At 44.6% G+C, this 20,808-nt stretch carries 13 protein-coding genes, 1 tRNA gene and 1 pseudogene; 5 read left to right on the top strand and 10 right to left on the bottom strand.

Going from position 1 to position 20,808, the window contains the following annotated elements:
• From ICL07_RS32105 to ICL07_RS32095, 3 genes and pseudogenes are all read left to right on the top strand, one after another.
• Positions 1 to 504: pseudogene (locus tag ICL07_RS32105) on the top strand (IS3 family transposase); the annotation flags it as partial.
• Between the two features lie 833 nt (positions 505 to 1,337).
• Positions 1,338 to 2,801, top strand: a complete 1,464-nt coding sequence (locus ICL07_RS32100) for a P-loop ATPase, Sll1717 family (protein WP_188092157.1) — start codon at positions 1,338 to 1,340, stop codon at positions 2,799 to 2,801.
• Positions 2,802 to 2,933: 132 nt separating this feature from the next.
• Positions 2,934 to 3,749 (top strand): hypothetical protein, encoded by an 816-nt coding sequence (locus tag ICL07_RS32095; RefSeq protein ID WP_188092156.1) that lies wholly within the window; start codon positions 2,934 to 2,936, stop codon positions 3,747 to 3,749.
• Between the two features lie 343 nt (positions 3,750 to 4,092).
• Here ICL07_RS32095 and ICL07_RS32090 read toward each other — a convergent pair.
• Positions 4,093 to 4,165: transfer RNA gene (locus ICL07_RS32090), tRNA-Lys, on the bottom strand.
• An 89-nt stretch (positions 4,166 to 4,254) separates the two neighbouring features.
• On the opposite strand from ICL07_RS32090, the gene ICL07_RS32085 reads away from it, so the two are divergent.
• Entirely contained in the window at positions 4,255 to 4,722 is a 468-nt protein-coding gene (locus tag ICL07_RS32085; protein WP_188092155.1) for an SRPBCC family protein, read from the top strand.
• A 41-nt stretch (positions 4,723 to 4,763) separates the two neighbouring features.
• Here ICL07_RS32085 and ICL07_RS32080 read toward each other — a convergent pair whose 3' ends face one another.
• Together ICL07_RS32080 and ICL07_RS32075 are read right to left on the bottom strand one after the other, a co-directional pair.
• Positions 4,764 to 5,255, bottom strand: coding sequence for a DinB family protein (locus tag ICL07_RS32080; protein WP_188092154.1), 492 nt, complete (start codon positions 5,253 to 5,255; stop codon positions 4,764 to 4,766).
• Between the two features lie 81 nt (positions 5,256 to 5,336).
• The gene (locus ICL07_RS32075) at positions 5,337 to 6,179 is read right to left on the bottom strand and encodes a DUF6630 family protein (protein ID WP_188092153.1); all 843 of its coding nucleotides are present in this window, start codon (positions 6,177 to 6,179) and stop codon (positions 5,337 to 5,339) included.
• A 105-nt stretch (positions 6,180 to 6,284) separates the two neighbouring features.
• On the opposite strand from ICL07_RS32075, the gene ICL07_RS32070 reads away from it, so the two are divergent.
• Positions 6,285 to 7,292, top strand: a complete 1,008-nt coding sequence (locus ICL07_RS32070; protein WP_188092152.1) for an RNA ligase (ATP) — start codon at positions 6,285 to 6,287, stop codon at positions 7,290 to 7,292.
• A 19-nt stretch (positions 7,293 to 7,311) separates the two neighbouring features.
• On the opposite strand, the gene ICL07_RS32065 is transcribed toward ICL07_RS32070, so the two are convergent.
• The 7 genes from ICL07_RS32065 to ICL07_RS32035 form a co-directional block, all read right to left on the bottom strand.
• Positions 7,312 to 9,354, bottom strand: a complete 2,043-nt coding sequence (locus ICL07_RS32065) for a TonB-dependent receptor (protein WP_188092151.1) — start codon at positions 9,352 to 9,354, stop codon at positions 7,312 to 7,314.
• A 16-nt stretch (positions 9,355 to 9,370) separates the two neighbouring features.
• A complete protein-coding gene (locus tag ICL07_RS32060; RefSeq protein ID WP_188092150.1) occupies positions 9,371 to 10,519 on the bottom strand; it encodes a putative sensor domain DACNV-containing protein in 1,149 nt (382 codons plus the stop codon).
• A 44-nt stretch (positions 10,520 to 10,563) separates the two neighbouring features.
• Positions 10,564 to 12,942 carry an ABC transporter permease gene (locus ICL07_RS32055; protein ID WP_188092149.1) on the bottom strand — a complete coding sequence of 793 codons (2,379 nt, stop codon included), beginning with the start codon at positions 12,940 to 12,942 and terminating at the stop codon, positions 10,564 to 10,566.
• Positions 12,943 to 13,214: 272 nt separating this feature from the next.
• Complete coding sequence (locus ICL07_RS32050; protein WP_188092148.1) at positions 13,215 to 16,406, bottom strand: lantibiotic dehydratase; 3,192 nt, start codon at positions 16,404 to 16,406, stop codon at positions 13,215 to 13,217.
• A 19-nt stretch (positions 16,407 to 16,425) separates the two neighbouring features.
• Complete coding sequence (locus ICL07_RS32045; protein ID WP_188092147.1) at positions 16,426 to 17,649, bottom strand: lanthionine synthetase C family protein; 1,224 nt, start codon at positions 17,647 to 17,649, stop codon at positions 16,426 to 16,428.
• A gap of 142 nt (positions 17,650 to 17,791) precedes the next feature.
• A complete protein-coding gene (locus tag ICL07_RS32040) occupies positions 17,792 to 18,007 on the bottom strand; it encodes a class I lanthipeptide (RefSeq protein WP_188092146.1) in 216 nt (71 codons plus the stop codon).
• Positions 18,008 to 18,338: 331 nt separating this feature from the next.
• Positions 18,339 to 20,528 (bottom strand): outer membrane beta-barrel family protein, encoded by a 2,190-nt coding sequence (locus ICL07_RS32035; protein WP_188092145.1) that lies wholly within the window; start codon positions 20,526 to 20,528, stop codon positions 18,339 to 18,341.
• Between the last annotated feature and the right edge of the window lie 280 nt (positions 20,529 to 20,808).

The raw sequence follows: 20,808 nt of genomic DNA, 5'->3' as shown, positions 1-20,808 counted from the left end.
GAGAACATAAAGGCCAGCGAATTATACCAGTGTATTTCCATGGATTTTGTCTCCGACGCGCTGTTTGACGGACGAAAATTCCGGGCCTTAACTGTAGTGGATAATTATAGTCGGGAGTGTCTTGCAATTCACATAGGAAAATCACTAAAAGGGAGCGATGTTGTCAGTGTGTTAGAGCAGCTTCGCGTGGGTAACGGGATCATCCCTAAACGTATCCAAACTGACAATGGCAGCGAGTTTATCTCAAAGGAAATGGATAGATGGGCCTATGAGCACAAAGTAGTAATGGCCTATTCGAGACCAGGTACACCAACGGATAATCCTTTTGTAGAATCTTTCAACGGAAGTTTAAGAGATGAGTGTTTAAATGCCCATTGGTTCTTATCTTTGGAGGACGCGGCTGAAAAGATTGAAATATGGAGAAGGGACTATAACGAATATCGTCCACACAGTTCATTAAACGATCTTACACCTGCTCAATTTGTAAATTTATGCAAAGAAGGCAGAAAAGGAAATGAAGCCGTGCCGGCGGCTTCCGCTGTTAACCGGACGATTTTTGCAAGGTCAAAACATGCCTCAGCAGTGTCAAAAAAATCATCCAGATGAACAGCGGTTTTTTTGTCCAAAAACGCCCCGGAATTCTACTTTTGATTGCTACAGATTTGGGGAGGACCTCATTGCCCCGAAATTTCCAACTTACAGCGCTACATTTTTTCGGGGGGACGTCATGTAAGGCGTAAACGGCAAAACAATAAGTAGCGCAATACCGAACAATGATAGGAAGTGATAAAGCACTTGCCTATACCAATAATGGGCGATTAGTTTTCTTCGAGTGCCTTCAATACTCCAACGGGGAATGACAGCTGTTTGCTCTTTGTGAATTGTATTGAGTAGTAGCTGATTATAGCCTATGTTAAGAGGGAGATCAAAAGTGGCGAAGGATGCCAAACGCTGCAAATTTTTTTTCATAACACAAATCCTTTGGTTTAAATTAAAAAAATATTTATCTTAAACAAATAATTCGTTAAGTTCCATGTGATTATATTTAAAAACTCAAGATAAAAAACTCAAAATGGACCCTATAACTTAATCTCAATGCTATTGAATTATCCAAAACATATTAAAAGAAAACAAACTACTGGAGGCACAAATTGGAAATTAAGGCAGTTACAATTGACGTTCTCATGCTATTTTCTTTTGAGTAACAACGTTCCAGCTATACCAAACAATCATAAAAAACTTTAGGAGTAACAAGTTACAATTCATTGTTCCCTATGCTGGTTACAAACTAGTCTCAAACTAATAATGCTATAAATCAACTTAAACCTAAAAATCTCATGGTAGCAACCAATAATTTACTGAAGGAAATCGCTGACACATGGAAACTTGAGGCAAAGCAAGAAAACAACATAAGATACTTCTTCCATATAGACGAATCAAAGAAGGTATTGAGTGGGGAAAGATTTTACGTTATAGGAAGAAAAGGCAGTGGTAAATCAGCAATTAGTGAATACATACTAAATTTACCTAAAGTTGATATAGAAAAAGGATATAATATATTTACAGAGAAACTCTCATTTAAGAATTTTCCTTTTAATGAACTCTATTCCTTGGGAAACGACAAGTATACACAGCCTAACCAATACATTACAATATGGAAATATATAATTTATTCCTGCATATGTAGACTTGTGGTAAAAAATGAATCTATTGATTCAGAAGTTAGAAAGGTTTTAGAAAAATTGTATCCGCCTGATCCAGTAAAGTCACTGTCTAGGCTTATTGACAAATGGACCACTAAAGAATTTGGTGCACAAATATTGGGGACGGGAGGCAATATAAAAGTTGACCAAATCAGTTCATTTCAGGACCTATCATGGATTGAAAAGACCAATATCCTTGAAGACATAATAGAGCAATACATAGATACGTCAAAATATTATGTCGTCTTTGATGAACTTGACGAAGATTATAGGGTATTCGAAAATCCTAAAGAACAACAACAATACATCAACTTAATAACAAGTTTATTTAAAGCGGTACAGGATGTAAAATCAATTTTTCGTGACAAGAAAGAAGTAATCTGTCCAATTGTATTTCTTAGAGATGACATCTACAATTTAATAAAAGACACTGACAAAAATAAGTGGGGCGATTTTAAAATTTCATTGGAATGGGATGAAGATAAAATCAAAAGAATGTTAGCCTTTAGGATATCAAAAGCTATTGATCCAAACGGAGATGTGCTTCCTTTCGATGTTGCATGGGCAAAAGTATTTAAAAGAGAAGAAGTATCTATGGGAGACGGAGGCAACAAGCGCATGAATATTTTTGACTACATAACCCTAAGCACGCAACTTCGCCCGAGAGATTACATAAAATATATTCAAGTCTGCTCAGAAAGAACAAGCAGTGAAGGAGGAGCAAGAATAACCGCCAAAACAGTAAAATCTCTTGATAAAGCTTTCTCCAATTATTTGAGAGATGAAATTGTAGATGAAGTTCATGCGTTATTGCCAGACATTATAAACATCTTATCGATAATTTCCCAAATTAGAAAGTGGAATTTTAGTATCCAAGAATTCAAGGATACCTACAATTCATATTATAAAAATAAAACCGTTACCAATGGTAATGTGGACTATGTCCTTCAAATGATGTTTGATTTTAGCGTAATTGGTAATCGTCCTAAAAATAGGTTCGTTTCCTTTTTTAAATACAGTAACCCAGAAGCTCGTTTTAATTTTCAAGAAAACATCGTTATACATCGTGGCCTTTTTAAAGCTCTTCAAATTCTATAATCTACTTGATTTTCTTACATTTGGTTTGGTTTATAGTAATTAATTACTATAAACCAAACCAATAAAATGCAAAAAAGGTTTCACAACTTTAAAGAAGCTGTTTAATAACCCAGTTAAAATAAATAATTTTTCATGTCGAATATATCCAACCTTGATAAATACAAGTCAGAATTAGCAAGCTTAATCTCTAAAGGCGACCAACTACTAATTTCAATTAAGTATGAATGTTATCCAAAAGAAATTGAACAATCTATTAATCAGAGATTTGGGAAAGAGGCTGACAAAATTTTAAAGAACTTATTTCCTTTCAATGACCATTATCAAACATGGTATTCCGAATCTAAATTAGTTATCAAAGTTTTACTACCAGACCGCTTGGAAGACTTTATAAAACAATATGAAAAACCCAAAAGCAGAAAAGAACTCAGTCATGAAAATTATGTTATTGAAGATTATATGATTAACCTTCGAGCTACTCGCGGTATCTACAAAGACGTAGTTGTCGATACAACTTCCGCTATTCCAAAATATCTAATACAATTAAACATTTTAAAATCTGTTCAGCAGCGCTTTTCTAGTTCACTATTTGACATTAAGCAACTGGTACAGGCGGATTTGTTTGATTCAGAATTAGAATCATCTAAAGAACTTCTAAAAAAGAATTTTTACAGGGCGGCAGGTGCTATTGCAGGTGTCGTTTTAGAAAAGCACCTAAAACAAGTATGCCTTAATCACAACCTAACAATCACAACCAGAAATGCGACAATTAATAATCTGAATGAATTATTAAAACAACAGAATATAATAGAGATCCCTCAATGGCGGACCATTCAATTTTTGGGTGATATTAGAAATCAATGTGATCATCACACTGGAACTGAGCCAACCAAGGAACAAATTGATGATTTGATAAAGGGCACGGATAAACTAACAAAAACACTCTTTTAACAAAAGGGTTAGAGTATAGGTTTCATAAATAATAAGTAAATTAGCATCCCCAAGTCAACGCAAATAAAACTAAGTAAACCAGAACAACGAATCCGCACTTTGATAGACTAGCAAATAGATAAAACTCTCGACTAAGGCAAGTTTTGAAACTTTCCGGTGATTTCTTGGGATTCCGGCGTCAAATTTTTTTGTAAATCTCAATGTGTATATTTCTACAACAGTAAAAGCTGATTAACCTGTATAAAGTACGGGAAAGAAATCGGGGTTATACAAAAGGAACTCGACTAAACGCTCAACTAAAAAACAAAACCCCGCGCCATGCGCGAGGTTTATAAGTTGTCTGTGATCCCGCTGGGACTCGAACCCAGGGCCCATACATTAAAAGTGTATTGCTCTACCAACTGAGCTACGGAATCGTTAAATGGGTTGCAAAGATAACCAAATATTCCACATCACAAAATAATTTATCACCTCACACCGGCCTGAAAATTGTGCGAAGACAACCATGGAAATATCAAACATCACCAGGCATTTACAGGTCCCCTTGCCACCGGACCAGGCCTATACGAAATTCGTCTATGAAATCAATGAATGGTGGCCTAAAGCTTATACCTGGTCAGGGGAGAAACTACTGAACATCCGTATTCATCCTGCGGTAAATGGATTATGTACTGAAACCGGGCCATATGAGTTCCGGTGCGACTGGGGCCGGGTGATCTACATCACCGAAGGGGAAAGCATCGCTTTTTTATGGCAGATCGGACCGGACCGCATTCCGGAGCCGGACCCAGACAAGGCCAGTGAGGTATTCCTGCATTTTTTTAAGGAGAGTGATCAGAAAACGCGGATCGACTTCGGGCACCGTCATTTTCACCGGCACGGACAAAAAGGAGGATTATACCGGGAGATGATGAACAGTCCGGAAGGATGGGATGCTATTCTGGAGCATTTCATTCAGTACTGTAAAGTGTAAAGCCTTTCCACCGGGGCCCGACCGGCAGAAAGGCTTTTTCACTAGTATTCGTCGGCGCTGGGACCGTAGCTGCCGGGGATGGGGATGTCCAGCAGGCGGAGGTATACGCCCAGCTGTGCCCTGTGATGCACAATCTGGCTGTAGGCCACGCGGATCATCTCTCCCACGGTTTGTTTAACCAGCACCTGGTCGCCATCGCTGAGGGTCCAGGGTTCGTCCAGGCGGGACAGGGACACTGCCTCCAGGTTTTTCCGGCCATCTGCCAGCGTGGTTTCGAAGTATTCCATTAATTCGGCTGCATTCTTCAATACAACAGGCTTATACGGATTAGCCTGAAAATCCAGCCCATCGGTATGAATGGCCATGGTTACCCAACCAGGCAGTTCAGCGATATGAGTAGCCAACCGCAGCATCTTCATGCTTTTAGGATGTGGCTGCCAGTCATATTTATCTTCAGGTACGCGTGACAACATCTTACGGGTGGTGGCCGCTTCCTGGTCCATTTCTTTCAGTAGTGCTTGAATGATTTCCATGACAGTATAATTTTTGTTTGTTAAGAACAAAGTAAAAACAGGCATGTGACAACCCTATGTCAGCAGGATCGAAAAAAATTTTTACAACGCGGTAAGCGTCACATTAAAACGCTGGGCCAGTGCCGTTACCTGCTGTGTATCTGATGGGTTCACCACCAGCAGGCAATACCCGTCAGTGGCGGTATCCAGGTGAAGAAGCTGCCACCCCAGCGGGGCGAGTAATACCTGGGCCCGGGTGAATAAATCCTTTCCGGGAGGCAGACTAACATCTTCTCCCGTCAGCTCACTGATGCACGCTTCCAATGTTGCGGCATCGGGATGCGGTTCACAATAGACTACCGGCAGCGCTTTCTCCAGGACTAAAAGAAACAGGTCCTCCTCTCCTTTTACATCTTCCATAAACTCCGGATGAAAAGCAGCGAAAGAGGAAGGCGCACTCCAGGCCAGGTACAGCGCCTGGGCAATGGTGTCCAGGTCGGATTCTTCAGGATACACCCCGGATGCCAGCAACCCGATCAGCTCCCGGAGATCGGCCAGCTCTTCTTCGGCAGTACGGTGACGCAGTATTTCCGGGATCTCCACCGCACGGGCGATGGCAATATGCATTTCCCGTAATAAGGCGATGAGCGCGATTTCCAGGTGGACTGCGGGAGCTTCCAATAGCTGGTCCTTGTAAAAAATAACAGGCTGCCGCCCGGTGAATATAGAATATACTTCCACCGGATCGGATGGATAACGCACCTTCAGCGCGGTATTAAATTTCAACGGTGGCAGCCCCGCCGGCAGCGGACTGTCATCCACCAGAGAAGCCACAATATCCCCTTTCAAGCCCCTTACCGGCAAGTGGATATGCCGTCCCGGTTCATCTTCCAGTGCACGCACCAGTTTCTCAATATATCTTGTTTGCAGAATAGACTCGCTCATCCCGCAAAGGTAAAAGCATCCCCTTATTTTTCTTCACAAATAGAAAATAATATATATCTTTGCACCCTTATATAATTTGTTAACCTTAAAAAATAAACCCAATTCATGGAACGCAAACTGGCGTCTGTCGTAGTGATAGACGACCTTCAGCCTATTGAAGGGGCAGACCTCATTGAAGTGGCCACCGTTAAAGGATGGAAACTGGTGGTAAAAAAACAGGAATTTAATATCGGCGACCCCGCTGTATACTGTGAAATCGATTCTTTCCTGCCTGAAAAAGAAGTATTCGAATTTTTGCGGAGGACGTCTTTCCGTACAATGGCCGGCATCCCTGGCTTCCGGCTGAAAACTATGCGTATGCGCGGACAGATATCGCAAGGCCTCTTGCTCCCGATATCGGTACTTAACGGTGACGCTTACACGCTGGGAGAGGATGTATCGGAAAAACTGGGCATTGTGAAGTACGAACCGCCGGTTCCCGCAGCCCTGGCCGGTGTAGCGAAAGGCAACTTCCCTTCTTTTATCCCTAAAACGGATGAAGAAAGGGTACAGAACCTCAGCGGCATATACGAACGGCTGAAAAATACCATCTTCTACATCACGGAGAAACTGGATGGCTCCTCTGCCACCTTCTACCATCGCGATGGCGAATTCGGCGTGTGCTCCCGTAATCTTGACCTGATGGAAACAGCAGATAACACCTTCTGGAAAATAGCGCACCAGCTGGACCTGCCGGCTAAACTGGCGGCCGTTGGTAAAAACATCGCGCTGCAGGGGGAACTGATCGGTGAAGGTATACAGAGCAATCCTTATTGCATCAAAGCGCAGACGGTACGCTTCTTCAACGTGTTTGACATCGATGCGTATGCTTACCTTCCCCTGGATGCTTTTCGGGAGATGATAACGCAGTTGGAGCTGGAACATGTGCCTATACTGGATACGGCCTTTATGCTGCCTGATACGATCGACGAACTCCTGCTCGCCGCAGAAGGTGCTTCTGCACTGAGCCCGGCAGGCAGACCGGTGGAACGTGAAGGGATCGTTATCCGCTCCATCGACAGGAGCATATCGTTCAAGGCGATATCCAACAAATTTCTGCTCAATGAACGCTAATCAGATGGTGCTGTAAATATTACAGCACCATCTGGATACCACCAAAATAAGTACGGCCGGGCGCCGGATTATAATACCGCTCTCCTACCGCATTTAAATCATTCCCCAGGCTATAGGACTGGTTCAGTAAATTATCTGCTCCTGCCTGTACACTTATTTTACATTTTCCGGAGATGGGTAACTGCCACGCGGCCTTACATTGCATCAGGTGATACCCACGCGCATAGGCACTGTTGGCGTCATTCAACGGAATACTGCTGGTAAAGTTATGCGCTACATATACATAAACAGCCTTCGGGAAATATACGGTCATACCGGAAACGACTACACTACGTGGTACGCCGGTTACCCGGTTGCCGGAAAAATCCTTGCCACTGCTCACGTAATCCCGGAAATAAAAATCACTCCAGGTATAACTGCTGCGCCATTCAAGTCCGCGGATAAACCCGCGGGTACGGGGTTGCAGGATTTGCAGCATACCTTCTGCTTCCACGCCTGTCTGGTTCACACCACCGGCATTGACAAAAAACTCTGCGCCATTATCCCGCAGCTTCCGCACGATAGCGTCTTTCATACGGTAGTGAAACCCGGTCACATCCAGGGAATAACGCCGCGATAAGGGCAGCAAACGCAGACCGGCTTCATAGTTCCAGCCTGTTTCCGGACGAAGAGCAGTATTGATGATATTATCTGATGCCCTTACTTCTGCTGTTGCCGGGGGAGAATACCCCCTGCTCACACTCACCCTGCCTGTCAGCTGATCATTGATCAGGTAAGACAAGGATACCCGCGGCATCAGCTGTGGCGTAAAGGCCACTTTCGTATTGCCGTTACGGTTATAGGTGCAATGATAATAGTTCATACTGGCGGCAGCCTCTAAAGTCCAGCGGTGTAGCTGTGTATGAAACCGCGTAAAATAAAAATACTGTCCGGCAGTGAGCTTATCGGCGACCTGAATTGTATCGCGCGCACCACGGTTATTGCCATAGTTGATAATATCGGAAACAGTGCGCTGCCACTCCATACCGGCCTGCCATTTCCATTGAAACAGGGTGGCGGAGGGTTTGTTCATCCAGGAGAGATAAGTCCGGAAGCCGGCTGTATTTTCATCCCGCGATTCGTAATTGGTGATGAACGGATTTTCAAAATGGGTGTTCTCTCCGAATACGGCCACCACATGCTGCCAGCGGGGACTGAACTGCGCTTCATGTACCAGCCCGCCTTGTACGGTACGGTTATAGATACCCGCTTTTTGTGCCACGGCGCCGGGCAAGGTAGCCGTGGCAGGGCGCGCAGCACGCGGATCTTTGTCCAGCTGCGCCAGGGTTAAACCGCCGGGGGTACGATATCCCAGATCGGCATAAAAGCCCAGCATCTTCAGGGTGTAACCGGGTTTGTACTCCCAGCGTTGCCCTAACTGCGTATAGGAACGGCGCATGGCGGTATTTTGCCGGTAGCCGTCTGACTGCTGATAACCCTGAAACAGTTGAAAGCCGTAGTTCCCCAGCTGTTGCCGGTAACCGGCGGCAGCATGAAAAAGACCATAACTGCCTCCCTGTACAGATGCCTGTAAACAGGTACTATCTCCCGGAGGCGGTAATACATCCAGACGTACCACGCCGCCGGAGTTGGCCCCAAAGAGGCTGCCATCCGGCCCTTTCAGCACCTCAGCGCTACTGAGTACTGACGGGTCCAGGAGATTGAGATAGGTGTTGCCGCCGGCATCGGTGAGCGGCAGCTCATCCATATATACTTTTACATTACGAACACCAAAGGGGGAACGCAGCAGGCTACCGCGGATCGATAACCGGTAGCTGCCGGGCGACCGCTCTTCCATGCGCACACCGGCAACATGATTGAAGGCCGGCACCAGAGAGGCCCCCTGTTGCAGCGACAATTGCCGTGGCGACAACACACTAACGGCTGTGGGTATACGTAATAATGATTCTTTCGATAAGTAGGATTTCACCTCTACTTCCGGCAGGCGACGCAACGTATCCTGCTGGGCTGCCAGCGGCAACGCAAACAGCAGCGGTAGGGTGGTCAGCAAAGAAAACTTCATTCGGTTGAGTTATGGATTAGAGCAGCAGGATGTCTATTCTATGGGCTTGTACCATCTGTTTGGTGACGGACCAGGAGAAAATAGTGAAATAGCCATCCTGGGAAGCCACAAGGGCAATAGCATCCGGCTGATCATGCACAAACTGGGCAGCGGAAAGATGACGGGTACCGCCAATACTGGAAGGGTGTACATAAGCCGGACTGCCGCCCATGACCGGTTCCATCATCAGTACTTTTTCTACGGGAGAAGAATAGTGCGCCCGGGTGATCTTGGCGCCAAAAGCCAGCAATTCATGCCGCTGGTTGATGATGGTAGCACCGTCAACAGCCGTAAGGCCGCTGATATTCTCTACTTCCCGCCGCAGGGCGTTCTGCCAGAATATCTCGCTGACCGTGGAGCTTTCCTGCCGCAACAGGTCGGCCACCCCGGCGAAAGCCGGTGATATCGGGTATTGCAACGGTTGTACGATGGATTCTTTCCAGGATTGGGTATTATTAGGCACCACCAGCAGGATGCCCCCTCTTTTATGTGCCCGCATGGACACGGCTATTTGTATGAGTACGTTTTCAGGATTGTTCCAAAACGTGGAGGAATCAACACCCAGCAGGGAACGCAGTAAGGGAGGACTACAGACAGAAGTGCCCGAATTTTCATCCACCACCTTCACCTGGTCGCCTTTAAGCATGGCCACATTGGTGAACTTGCCCAGTCCCATGATACGGCGATGTTTTACCACCAGCAGTCCGGGTTCTGACACGTCGAGCACAAAACAGAAATTAGGTAGTTTGATGGTAGTGCCCCAAATACACAGCTCATCACCATTAAACCAGATACCTACGTGCACCCCTGCCCTTTCCACCCCCGGCGCCAGTTTGGTGAGCACCTGTGGTGTCAGTGGTAATGGTTGTTCAAACAGTAACGGTTTACCGGCTTGTTCAGGGCTGACAAACGCCAGCGACATACGGGTGGCATTGCCTTCCTCCCGGCGGAGGCTGGCCCAGAAAGCCACATCTATAATTTTCTCCACCACACGGGCTGTAGGAGCAGTCGCCAAATTATCGACGCCCTCCTCCGCTGCCGTTTCCAGATGTTTAATAAAATGCGCTTCTATGATGTCGGCTACCGTGGATGCTGCCTGGTATGTTGATTCTGTTGTCAGTGCCATGCCCGTTCTCTTTGTTTTCAGGCATAAATATACGCAAAGACACTCTATTCAGAACGGAGGCTCCTCACGGGGTTGACCATCGCCGCTTTGATGGACTGAAAACTGACCGTCGCCAGGGTTATCACCAACGCTATGGAAGCGGCCAACACGAATACGGCAGGCCCCAGGGTGATACGGTACGCATACTGTGACAGCCAGCGCTCCAGGAAATACAACGCCAGCGGAGAGGCGATCAGGCAACTGGCCAGCACCAGGACAAGAAAGTCTTTGGACAACAGGAACCAAACCTGCGCAATAGAGGCGCCCAATACTTTGCGCACACCTATCTCCTTGGTCCTTTGCTCGGCCATATAAGCGGCCAATCCCAGCAGCCCCAGGCAGGATATCAGGATGGCGAGCACCGCAAAGATACCAGATAACCTTCCGGTAAGCATCTCCTGGCGGAATTTCTGATTATAGGCGTCGTTGACAAATTCATATTGGTAAGGATAGGCCGGGTTATGTTTATTAAAAATAGCCCCCAGTTTGTCCACAGCACTATGCGGCGCTACACCGGGCGCCAGCTGGTACAGCAAATACCGTTCATTGCCGGAAGATTTTATAAACATAGTAGGATCTGCCTGCTGAAAAGGACTTAACATCAGCGCATTATGCACCACGCCTACTACACGATACAAACGGTTATCCCATTTGACGGAAGTATTTAACGGATCTTTCAGGCGTAAACGTTTCACCGCAGCCTCATTCAGCATCACATTCAGCGTATCGGACATACCCGCCCTGAAATCGCGGCCCGCCATCAATGCCATACCCATGGTGTTTATATAATCATCTCCGGCCATAACCATCCCCATTTCCACTGTCTCTCCCGGCTGTTTCCCGGGAAAATCCTGTAAATCAGCGTGCCAGTCCATATCTGCCGGTGGCGAGGAAGAAACGCTCACATGGTTTACCAATCCACTTTGCAACAGGTCCTGCTTTAAGGCGTCGTTGTTTTTCATCATGTCCTCTGTCAATTCAGACACCATCAGCCGGTCTTTTTCAAAACCAGTAGGCCGGTCTTTCGCATATTGCATCTGGCGGTAGACAACCATCGTGCTGATCACCAACACCACGGAGCAGGTGAATTGCAATACTACCAGTCCTCTGCGGGACCATGCCGCGGAAGTGCCGATTTTATGGCTGCCCTTCAATGTTTTTACCGGATTAAAAGACGAGAGATAAAAAGCAGGCTTCAGTCCTGCTACTACGCCCACCAGGAACACACCTGTCAGCGTGATGACCCAGAAACGGATATCTTCAAATGGAACATGAACAGCAACACCAGCCATTTTATTAAAGGCAGGCAATGCCAGCACCACCATCAGGAGGCTGCAAACCAAAGCGATAAAGGTCAGCAAAAGTGATTCCGTTAGAAACTGTACTACCAGCGACCGGCGTCGTGACCCAATCGCCTTGCGGATGCCCACTTCCCTGGCACGTTTCTCAGAACGTGCTGTGGTTAGGTTTACAAAGTTGATACCCGCGATGAGCAATACCAGGGCGCCAACACCGCTGAATATCCGGATATAATCGATAAAACCGCCCGCTTCCTTTCCATTTTTGTATTCACTGAAAAGCCGCCAATGATCCATCGGCTGTAAAATCACGATCGACTTCTGCGCATTGATACTCTCCTTTTGCCTTTTTTCGATAAATGCGATCTTGGCAGCCAGTTGCGGCACATTCACACCCCGTTGCAGTTTCACAAACAGCTGATGCCCATTGTTACCAAAACCGCCGCTCTTACGATCTTCCTGTACAAATTTGTTCGTTTGGTCCAGGAAACTGAAAGGGAAAAGATATTTGAACTGAAAGGAAGAATTAGCCGGTAAATCCTGTAACACGCCGGTCACAGCCAGGTCGTGCTGATTGTCTAAACGCACCATCTTGCCCACCGGGTTTTCCTCCCCAAACAATGCTTTCGCAGCCGATTGTGTCAATACAATAGAGAATGGGTCGTTAAATACGGAAGTTGCATCGCCCTGCAGCAACCGAAACTTAAATGCCTTCAGAAAATCTGCCTGTACGGCGCCCCCATTCATGACCACTTTACGCTCCCCCACTTTCAGGGCATGTTTGCCCATCCAGTCTGTTTCACATACATATTCCATTTCAGGGATCTCACTACGCAGCACCTCCGCGAGCTTCAGGGATGTAGTCTGGAAAGTAAGCGTATCGCCATTACTGTCAAAGTTGCGCTGCACCCGGTATAACCGGTCGTGGTCCGGCAGAAAACGATCATAGGAATATTCGTGTACCACCCACAACGCAATCACCATGGCTACGGCAATACCGGCCGCCAACCCGAAAATATTAATGGCACTGTAGCCTTTATTGTTGCGAAGGTTGCGCCAGGCAACCAGGAAGTAATTCTTGATCATGCTGTTGACAAACTAATAAAAATGCCAAAACCGATGACAACAATAAACCAATAATTTTTATATTATAAATAATATAATATGTTCGATTTTGATACAATTGCTGTTCACAAATGCAAAGAGGCCGGCCCTTTCGGCCAGCCTCCCTTTTTTATGCTCTCTTCTTTGGGGGGATGTATTGGTAGTCAAAGAAATATTCTTGTAAGGTCTTTTTGTCTTTCGTTTTGGTCTGGCCCAATATCAGCAGGATCCGGGCCGGTATATCGGAAATTTTTTCATTTTGATAATATTTTCTTCCGGGCCACAACTGATTTATAGTATACTTCAAGGTGATCATACAGCAGATATTCATACAATCTTTGACGGGTACGAAATATCCTGTTGATACTCATATGTATGATACCGGATAGAAAAGTGTGATCCTTGTTATTATTCGGATCTTGTATCAACGGGCCATGCTGAAGGACCTGGGCAGTTCTTTGGGTCACCAAACGGGACAATTGTGCGATATCTTCATCTATGGGATACTGCTCTTCCAATATCATCTCAATAGGCTTTTTTAGCTTACGGAAAATCTTTCCCATCGTAACTTTACTATTTTTATCCGCATTAAACTCCTGTTCAAAATATTGCCGGTGATGTTCAACCCATCGATGTTTTTCGGTTATATTCATTCCTGCATTATTAAGATATTCATCCATTCCTTTAATTGCCAGGAGGATGCGGATCGTTTCTCCTTCTATAGAATCATCCAACTGGCTTATAAACTGTATACAGGCAGTGCTGTCATAAAAAAAGATGGCTTCCGCTGTTTCTATCCTGTCATGTCCATAGCGTTCCAATTCCCGGGTATAGGTATCCAATTGTAACTTCCATACCTGCCCAGTGTCTATATCTTCCCTCATCGCCTCCTTTATCAATGAAATAATTTGTGCATTATTTTCCTGCTTCCCGCTACGCAGGCGCAAACGGATGTGATAATCAGCGTCTACATATCTGATAAAGAACCATTTTTCAACGAGGCCAGTCTCTTGTAACCCGGTTATGGTTTCATATAGCTCCACCAGAAACCGGTCTGATGTTTTAGCACCGAGGTAAATTTTAAAATATATCCATTCATCATCAATATGAAATGAGCGCCTGCTGGTTAAAGTAGCAGCTTCCTGTACAGGAAGTATATCAGACTTATTTTCCACAAAACAGCTGAAAAGAAATTGGTTGGAATAATTTTCTACCTGTTCCGGATCATTTCCGGCACTTTGAATTTTATCTGCAAACAAAAATTCTTTGAGTGCGACATTATCAAGGGATTTCAATTCATCCACTAAAAGGCGCTGTCCCCAATGATTTTCGAGGTCTATTAATAATTCGTTGTCTCCTTCTACTATCGTCAGGTACCGTGGAAGCTGATACTTTTCCCTCAGCAGTTGGAGATTTTTTTGAAAGTCACCTGCATCCCCGTCAACAAGGCTAATATAGTCAGGACGTTGCAGCCTCCACTGAGCAGGAAAAATGATCTGCTTATACCGTATGCGGGGAACATACCGGAATAATCCCAGCAGGAAACCTACATCCAGATAGAAGGCTTTTTCAAAATACTGATTTTGAAGATCACAGAGAAGATGGTAAATGGGGAGGCTATCATACTGAAAATTATGGGAATTGGTCAATCGTGGGATGATCTCCCTGTTTAATTTAACAGAGCGTAGGATAAGCCTGTCACCCCTGACTGACAACATTAAATCTGTCAATGGCAGCTGACAGTCTTCATTCATACCGGACCTGCCGAGGTAAGGTATTTCATATGGACGTAAATTATCTGGCCGGAAAATTACATTACCGACCCTCGCCTGGGGAAGGTGTACTATTTCAGCCAGTATGGCATCAGGGAAAAGGCTATTCTCCTGTTTCGTTATTTCCCGGATATTGGCTGCAATTTCCTCATTAAACCCAAAACGGGCAATCATATTGGCAGCGCTTGATCCACCCATTCCCGGTATAACGTAATATCCCGCATATTCGCTACCAATAGTGGGTCCGGGAGGTATCATACTAACGAACATAGTAAATGATGGGTTTATCTTATTTACCCTTGCGGGAAATGACTGTAGTTCCTCCTCGGTCAGAATTATTTCCTGTTGTCGTCCTTTATGAGCGTTCAGTATTTTAGTAAACAGAAAATTATGAAGAGAAACATTCCAATCTACAGATCGCTGGTCGTTTTCTCTGGGTTTAAACCTCAGCTCTTCCAATAACCAACTGACATCTGTAACGAGACATTTATCACCCAATTGGAGATAACCAATTCCGGTTTCTGTATCCAGTGCATGCACCAATGGCACTTCCATGTCCTCGTAACGGTCTTTGAATGCCTGAATAAAATCTTTCAACTCTTTATCTTCCTGCGGAAGACTAATGCGGCTAAGTAGGGTGACAGCCTCCTGTAAATCCTTTGCAGTGTCTGCATCCAGTCCACTTGACGGAGTTAATTGCCGGACAAGGTCTGTTTGAATGCTAAAGCTCCTATTAAAGTCAATACCTATTTTTTTTAAGGTGGCTTCAATATCATAATAATTTTGAGGGAAACACCGGGAAGCCTGATGATCGAGGGATTTGACCTGACCAGATAACAATTGCAGGTTGTTCGAGAACATGTCCAGCCATTGCTGGTGTACTTCATCATTAATGCGATGGGTAAGGTTAGCGAGCGACTGGATGATTTGTTCTTCTCCTTCCATGCTGCTGGTCAATGCGGGCTCTATTTCACTAACCAGGATCTGTGAAGCTATCAGATCGTCGATGAATTCGTTGGCATCCGCCTCACTGATTTCTTCTGAGCATACAACAGCGGCAAGCGTTGCTTTTAAAGCACCGGACGTAGCTGTTTGCAATACGAGATCAATATACGCCGAGTAATCGACGGAGACCAGGTGATAGGTTTTTCGTCCGCCAGGGTATTTGCATTCCACGTATCTATAAACGTTACCTACCCGGTAAAGACTGGTATTCGGATAATAACGGGCATATTGTTGTATGATGGGTTCCCTGGATAGATATAGTGCCACATTATTCAGATAATCCATGTCAAGCCTGGAGTGCCGGCGCAGCATCGAGGAGTGCAAAAATTCCAGTCCCGTTGCATGTGCTGTAATTTTCCCGGTACTACATCCGGAGAACAAACCGAAAGGGGTACAACGTGTGCACATGCGGATATAATATTTCAATACAGAAAGAACAATTTTACTTCCTTTCTTCTCGACGGTGCCTTTATCTTTCCTTAATCGTACCGCTTCTTCATAAAGAGTGGGAGAAGCCAGGAACAGCGCTTCCATAAAATAGGTATCCTGCATCAGCACCTCAAAAATGAATGTCGTATCAGCGTGGTTCGGAATGTTGTTGAAGTGGCTTATAGGAAAAAAGGGCGTTCGAAGCGTAAAGACCGGATGTAATTCTACCTTATTGTTCATTACTGACTGGATTTATTGTTTATAAAAACAGGCATTTATCCCATGTGGCGTTCTCCTCATCCAGCATGGAAAGCAGCGTAAGGCCAATTCCCGTATATCCGTTGAGTAAGCCGCTGTGATGTTTTTCTGTATAGTACCCACTACGTAATTCATTGCGTTGAATATACCGTTCAGTCAGACGGAGCGTAAGCAATCCCCAGTCTTTAATGGCGGATAACAACTGATCATCCTGGGTAATGCTGTTTATTTTATGGAAGAGATAATAAATGCCGGATGCCCCATGACAAAATGTTCCATCTATGTAAGGATACCGGGAATAAGAAGTAATGCCGGCGGTGCGGACATTACGGGCAGTGCAGCGTCTGGCAACTTCAATACCTTTCTTCACCCAGTGATCGTTTTGGAAAGTCTTTCCTGACTTAATCAGCATATAGGCTATTCCAAGATCACCATAACACCAGCCTATCCTGGATTCAGTATCGTTGTAAACACCAGAAATGGTGGCCGGGAATTGATAGATATTGCCTTGTTGCTCTTTGGATAACAACCAATGAATGGAAGCATACACCATTTCTGTAAGCTGTTTACGGCAGATATTACTTTCAAATAGCTGGCAAAAAAGTAGTATAATACCCGTCATTCCATGAGCAATCCCCAGATCGCAAACATCATGAAAATTAATGGCCTCCGGAGAAGTATCTGACTGGAATTTGGCTTTCCTCATCCAGTAACAAGCCTCCCCTTCCCGGATACGGGTTTCTGCAAAGTACTGTACAATTTCCTCCAGAATATCATTGCTGACAGTGCGGGACGACAGGTTAAGGTACACGGCTTTACCTACCAGCCCATACAATGGATCAAAGCGATCGTTATCCATATCCATCCTTGCAGCTGCTATAACCGCATCCTCCAATGGATCTATGGCCTGTAGAACATCTTCGTCCAGGAATCCATTTGCCACCAGGTACTGCAGTAGCCAGGAGATGCCGCTTACACCTGCCACAAAAGAGAGATCTTTAACAGTACCCTGGTAAACCTGTTCCAGGCAGGATTCCAGGCGGGTTGTAGCAAATTCGAGGTATTCTTCCTCTCCTCTATATTTAAAAAGTGTGGCGGCGAAAAGGATTTCTCCGGCCGCACCATCTAATAATCCGCATCGCTCTATTTGCAATGGCTGGATAATATGAAAGAGTTTTGTCGTCAGATTTTCGATCCTGGTTTGCTGATCATGAAATAGCTTCATACAATATAGTGCTGGTCTAAAAAATTGAGTAGGGGCGGTTTAACGCTTCCTACTATCAAGGTGCGTTCGGTACTTACACGCTGGAGTTTGCGCCCCTGCCGGGCGCACCATAAAAATGGGGCTGACCGGTCAGCCCCATTTATTAATCCTGTGGCTGACAAGGGCAGGTGGAAGTACATTTGGTGCACTGCGAGCCATCACAGGTTACCTGGTTAGAAGTACTGCATCCGGAGGAGCAGGTACTTCCGGTTACACCAAAGGCTAATCCACCTAAGATGTTCGCCATGGAGCTTTGGGAAAGATTACCCAACAGGGTTTTGTTAATTTGCAGCTTTTTGCCGCTGTTTTCCTTTTTCATAATTCTGGAATTGAAAGGTTATTTAAATAGCGCCTGTTTATAGTCGGCAGGCAATAGTGATTCATGCTGATTAGGCCTGCATGATGGCCCGATCATGGCCAATGATCTTATTCGCGAAAACCTTACAGGGTTGAGCAATACGCTCCCTGACAGCAATTATTGCTGCTATAAATAAGTTGTTATAATTATTGTTAAGGCAATACAATACCAACTCTCCGTTTTGTACGGAAAATAAAATCAACTTCAGTTCGGAGAACCTGTTTAGTAATTACCTGTTCTTAAAATTGATGGTTTGCTTAGGTTAGCATTTGCACATTTAATGCGCCCCTTACTAGTTGGAAGTTTTGTTGTTGAAACGTCCGATTTCTTCGTCGTTGCTCTTCTGTCGGTAAGTATTATTTTTTCTTTCTCCAATTTTATAATATATGCCTATACTGAATCTTCTGCTGTCATATTTTCTCGAAGACTCATCTACAATACCGGTGTATCGCAGGATGTACCGGTCCTTATCTGTATTCAGTAAGTCGTCTATACCACAAGAAACGGCAAAGCGCTGGTCTTTAGACGTTCTTCGAATACCTATGCTCATAGTAAAAACAGACAGGCTTCGTACCTGGTTAAAAACAGCAGGACTCTTATATCCGGATATTAAACTTAGTCTAAATCCACCAGGAATAGTGAATCTGTTGATGTTTCTTGCGTGAAATGTAAAATTATACCCATCATTATAAGGTATTACCTTCGAATCACTGCTGGTCATATTCGTGTATCCTCCTGCACTATTATTCATCGTCCACCACTTTGTAACAGTAAGTGGCACAGACACCGAAAAATAGTAGTTCTGGTAAGCCGCTACATTATCCATACTGATTTTAGTAGCACTATCCGCCACAAGTTCCTGGGTTTGCATAATGGCATGGTAAGTATATGAATAACCAGCGCTGATAAACAGGATGTGATTATAAGCGTAGTTAAAGTCTGCATTGTAGGAAAACGCCGGCTTGGTTCCTGGATTCCCCTGAATATAAGTGTAGTCATTCACATACCTGATCACAGGTGTCATATACTCGTACTGTTGCCTTTGTATGCGACGGGAAAACCCCAGGCTCAGCGAGTGTTTATCATTCAGTTGCCGGCCAATAGAAACACTCGGAAACAGGCTAAAATAATTATCTGACGCCCTGCTTTCCTTTGTGCCGGTTTCGTATACAGTATTTTCCAGCCTTAACCCAAATTTGAGATCGGTGTTCCAGAATTTTCCGGAAATTGTTGCATAGGCAGCATGAATACTTTCCTTATACCAATTGCTACTGTTGCGGTAAATATCTTCTTTTAAAACGCCAGGCCTTATTACAGTATCATAGCTGGCAATGGCATCTGTCCTGGTAAAGGCAGTTTTGACTCCAGCTTCCAGCGACATTTTTTTTCCTATTGGGCCTTCATAATTGATGGCCCCACTGGTAAGCGATATATCCAGCGGATTATCTGATTGCAGGAACACCGGAGGAATACTTCCGTCAAAATCGTTATCATATTGTCCCCAGGTACGAGTCTTGTATTTTACGTAGTTAACGTCTCCCGTCAGTTTACGGGAGGAAGCGGTATCCAGGTAACCTGTGTAAAAGAAACTTCCCGAAAAGCTATTTCCCTGGATTCTTTCATTGCTGTACAATTGATTCCGGGTCTTACTTTCAGGGATAATACGTATAGTACCGCGCTCGCTGTAATTTTTCTCTTTACTAAAGCCAGGGGATATTTCCACCGTAACTTCATGCCGCTTATTGATAGCATATCCAAGACCTGCAGTCAGATTCCCAAGATAGCGCTGCAATGTATGCTCCTGCATACCGGCTTGTGTAAAATTGCTCCCAACCTGGTTATTTAAATTGCGGTCGAAAGAACCAATTTTATAATACCCGGTATTTCCGTACAACCGAAGCCGTTTACTGCCATAGTTCCAGTTTACATTGGCATTATAGCGGTTTTCCCTGGCGACACCCCAGCCTGCATCAAAGGTCATATTGAATTTCTCAGAGTATCTCTTTTTCAGTATGATGTTTATGATACCGGCCGTACCTTGTGCGTCATATTTGGCGGAAGGGTTATTTATTATTTCTATGCGCTGGATATTGGAAACAGGAATAATATTTTTCAACTGCTCCAATGCCCCTTTTTGCTGGCCATCTACCAGGATGGCTGTTCCCGGCTTTCCATTCAGCCATACACCGTCTTTACTGATCATCACGCCGGGTGCATTGCTCAGCACTTCTTCCAGTTTGGCTGCCGGGTCATTTAAAGGCTCTACATGGTATACAATTTTGTCGCTCTTCATTTCAAACATGGGCTTGCCTGATCTGATATCAATAGTGGCGATTGTTCTACCGATACTTTTCATCTGGAAAATACTATCCGTATTACCCGGAAATGTAACAGGAACATACCTGGTTGCATAACCGAGAAGGCTGAAAACCAGCAGCGCGGATTTTACTTCCAGGGGATGAATAATAAAAGAGCCATCCATCACAGTGACAGCTCCTCCATAGAGCGTGGAATCAGTTGCGCTTATTGCACGTACTGTAACATAAGCTAATCCCTTTCCGTGATCGTCTATTACTCTTCCTTGAAGCTTAAAAGTTGTTTGCTGAGAAAAAACTGGGCTTACACAAATCAATATTAAAACAGGTACTGAGCAAACAAACAGGTACTTGGATACACTTAACATATTTATCGTATAGTAAATTAGTAAGGGTAATTACATCAAGCAGCATATCTGACGTGCTTTTCGTGAAATATTTTTGTAT

The organism is Chitinophaga qingshengii (assembly GCF_014529935.1).
GTDB lineage: Bacteria > Bacteroidota > Bacteroidia > Chitinophagales > Chitinophagaceae > Chitinophaga > Chitinophaga qingshengii.
Note: the sequence above shows the minus strand (reverse complement) of the source record. Positions and strands in the feature narration are given on the sequence as shown.

Coding starts and splice junctions, on each gene's coding strand:
- ICL07_RS32100 (WP_188092157.1), top strand. CDS start 1,338: ATGGTAGCAACCAATAATTTACTGAAGGAAATCGCTGACACATGGAAA.
- ICL07_RS32095 (WP_188092156.1), top strand. CDS start 2,934: ATGTCGAATATATCCAACCTTGATAAATACAAGTCAGAATTAGCAAGC.
- ICL07_RS32085 (WP_188092155.1), top strand. CDS start 4,255: ATGGAAATATCAAACATCACCAGGCATTTACAGGTCCCCTTGCCACCG.
- ICL07_RS32080 (WP_188092154.1), bottom strand. CDS start 5,255: ATGGAAATCATTCAAGCACTACTGAAAGAAATGGACCAGGAAGCGGCC.
- ICL07_RS32075 (WP_188092153.1), bottom strand. CDS start 6,179: ATGAGCGAGTCTATTCTGCAAACAAGATATATTGAGAAACTGGTGCGT.
- ICL07_RS32070 (WP_188092152.1), top strand. CDS start 6,285: ATGGAACGCAAACTGGCGTCTGTCGTAGTGATAGACGACCTTCAGCCT.
- ICL07_RS32065 (WP_188092151.1), bottom strand. CDS start 9,354: ATGAAGTTTTCTTTGCTGACCACCCTACCGCTGCTGTTTGCGTTGCCG.
- ICL07_RS32060 (WP_188092150.1), bottom strand. CDS start 10,519: ATGGCACTGACAACAGAATCAACATACCAGGCAGCATCCACGGTAGCC.
- ICL07_RS32055 (WP_188092149.1), bottom strand. CDS start 12,942: ATGATCAAGAATTACTTCCTGGTTGCCTGGCGCAACCTTCGCAACAAT.
- ICL07_RS32050 (WP_188092148.1), bottom strand. CDS start 16,406: ATGAACAATAAGGTAGAATTACATCCGGTCTTTACGCTTCGAACGCCC.
- ICL07_RS32045 (WP_188092147.1), bottom strand. CDS start 17,649: ATGAAGCTATTTCATGATCAGCAAACCAGGATCGAAAATCTGACGACA.
- ICL07_RS32040 (WP_188092146.1), bottom strand. CDS start 18,007: ATGAAAAAGGAAAACAGCGGCAAAAAGCTGCAAATTAACAAAACCCTG.
- ICL07_RS32035 (WP_188092145.1), bottom strand. CDS start 20,528: ATGGATGGCTCTTTTATTATTCATCCCCTGGAAGTAAAATCCGCGCTG.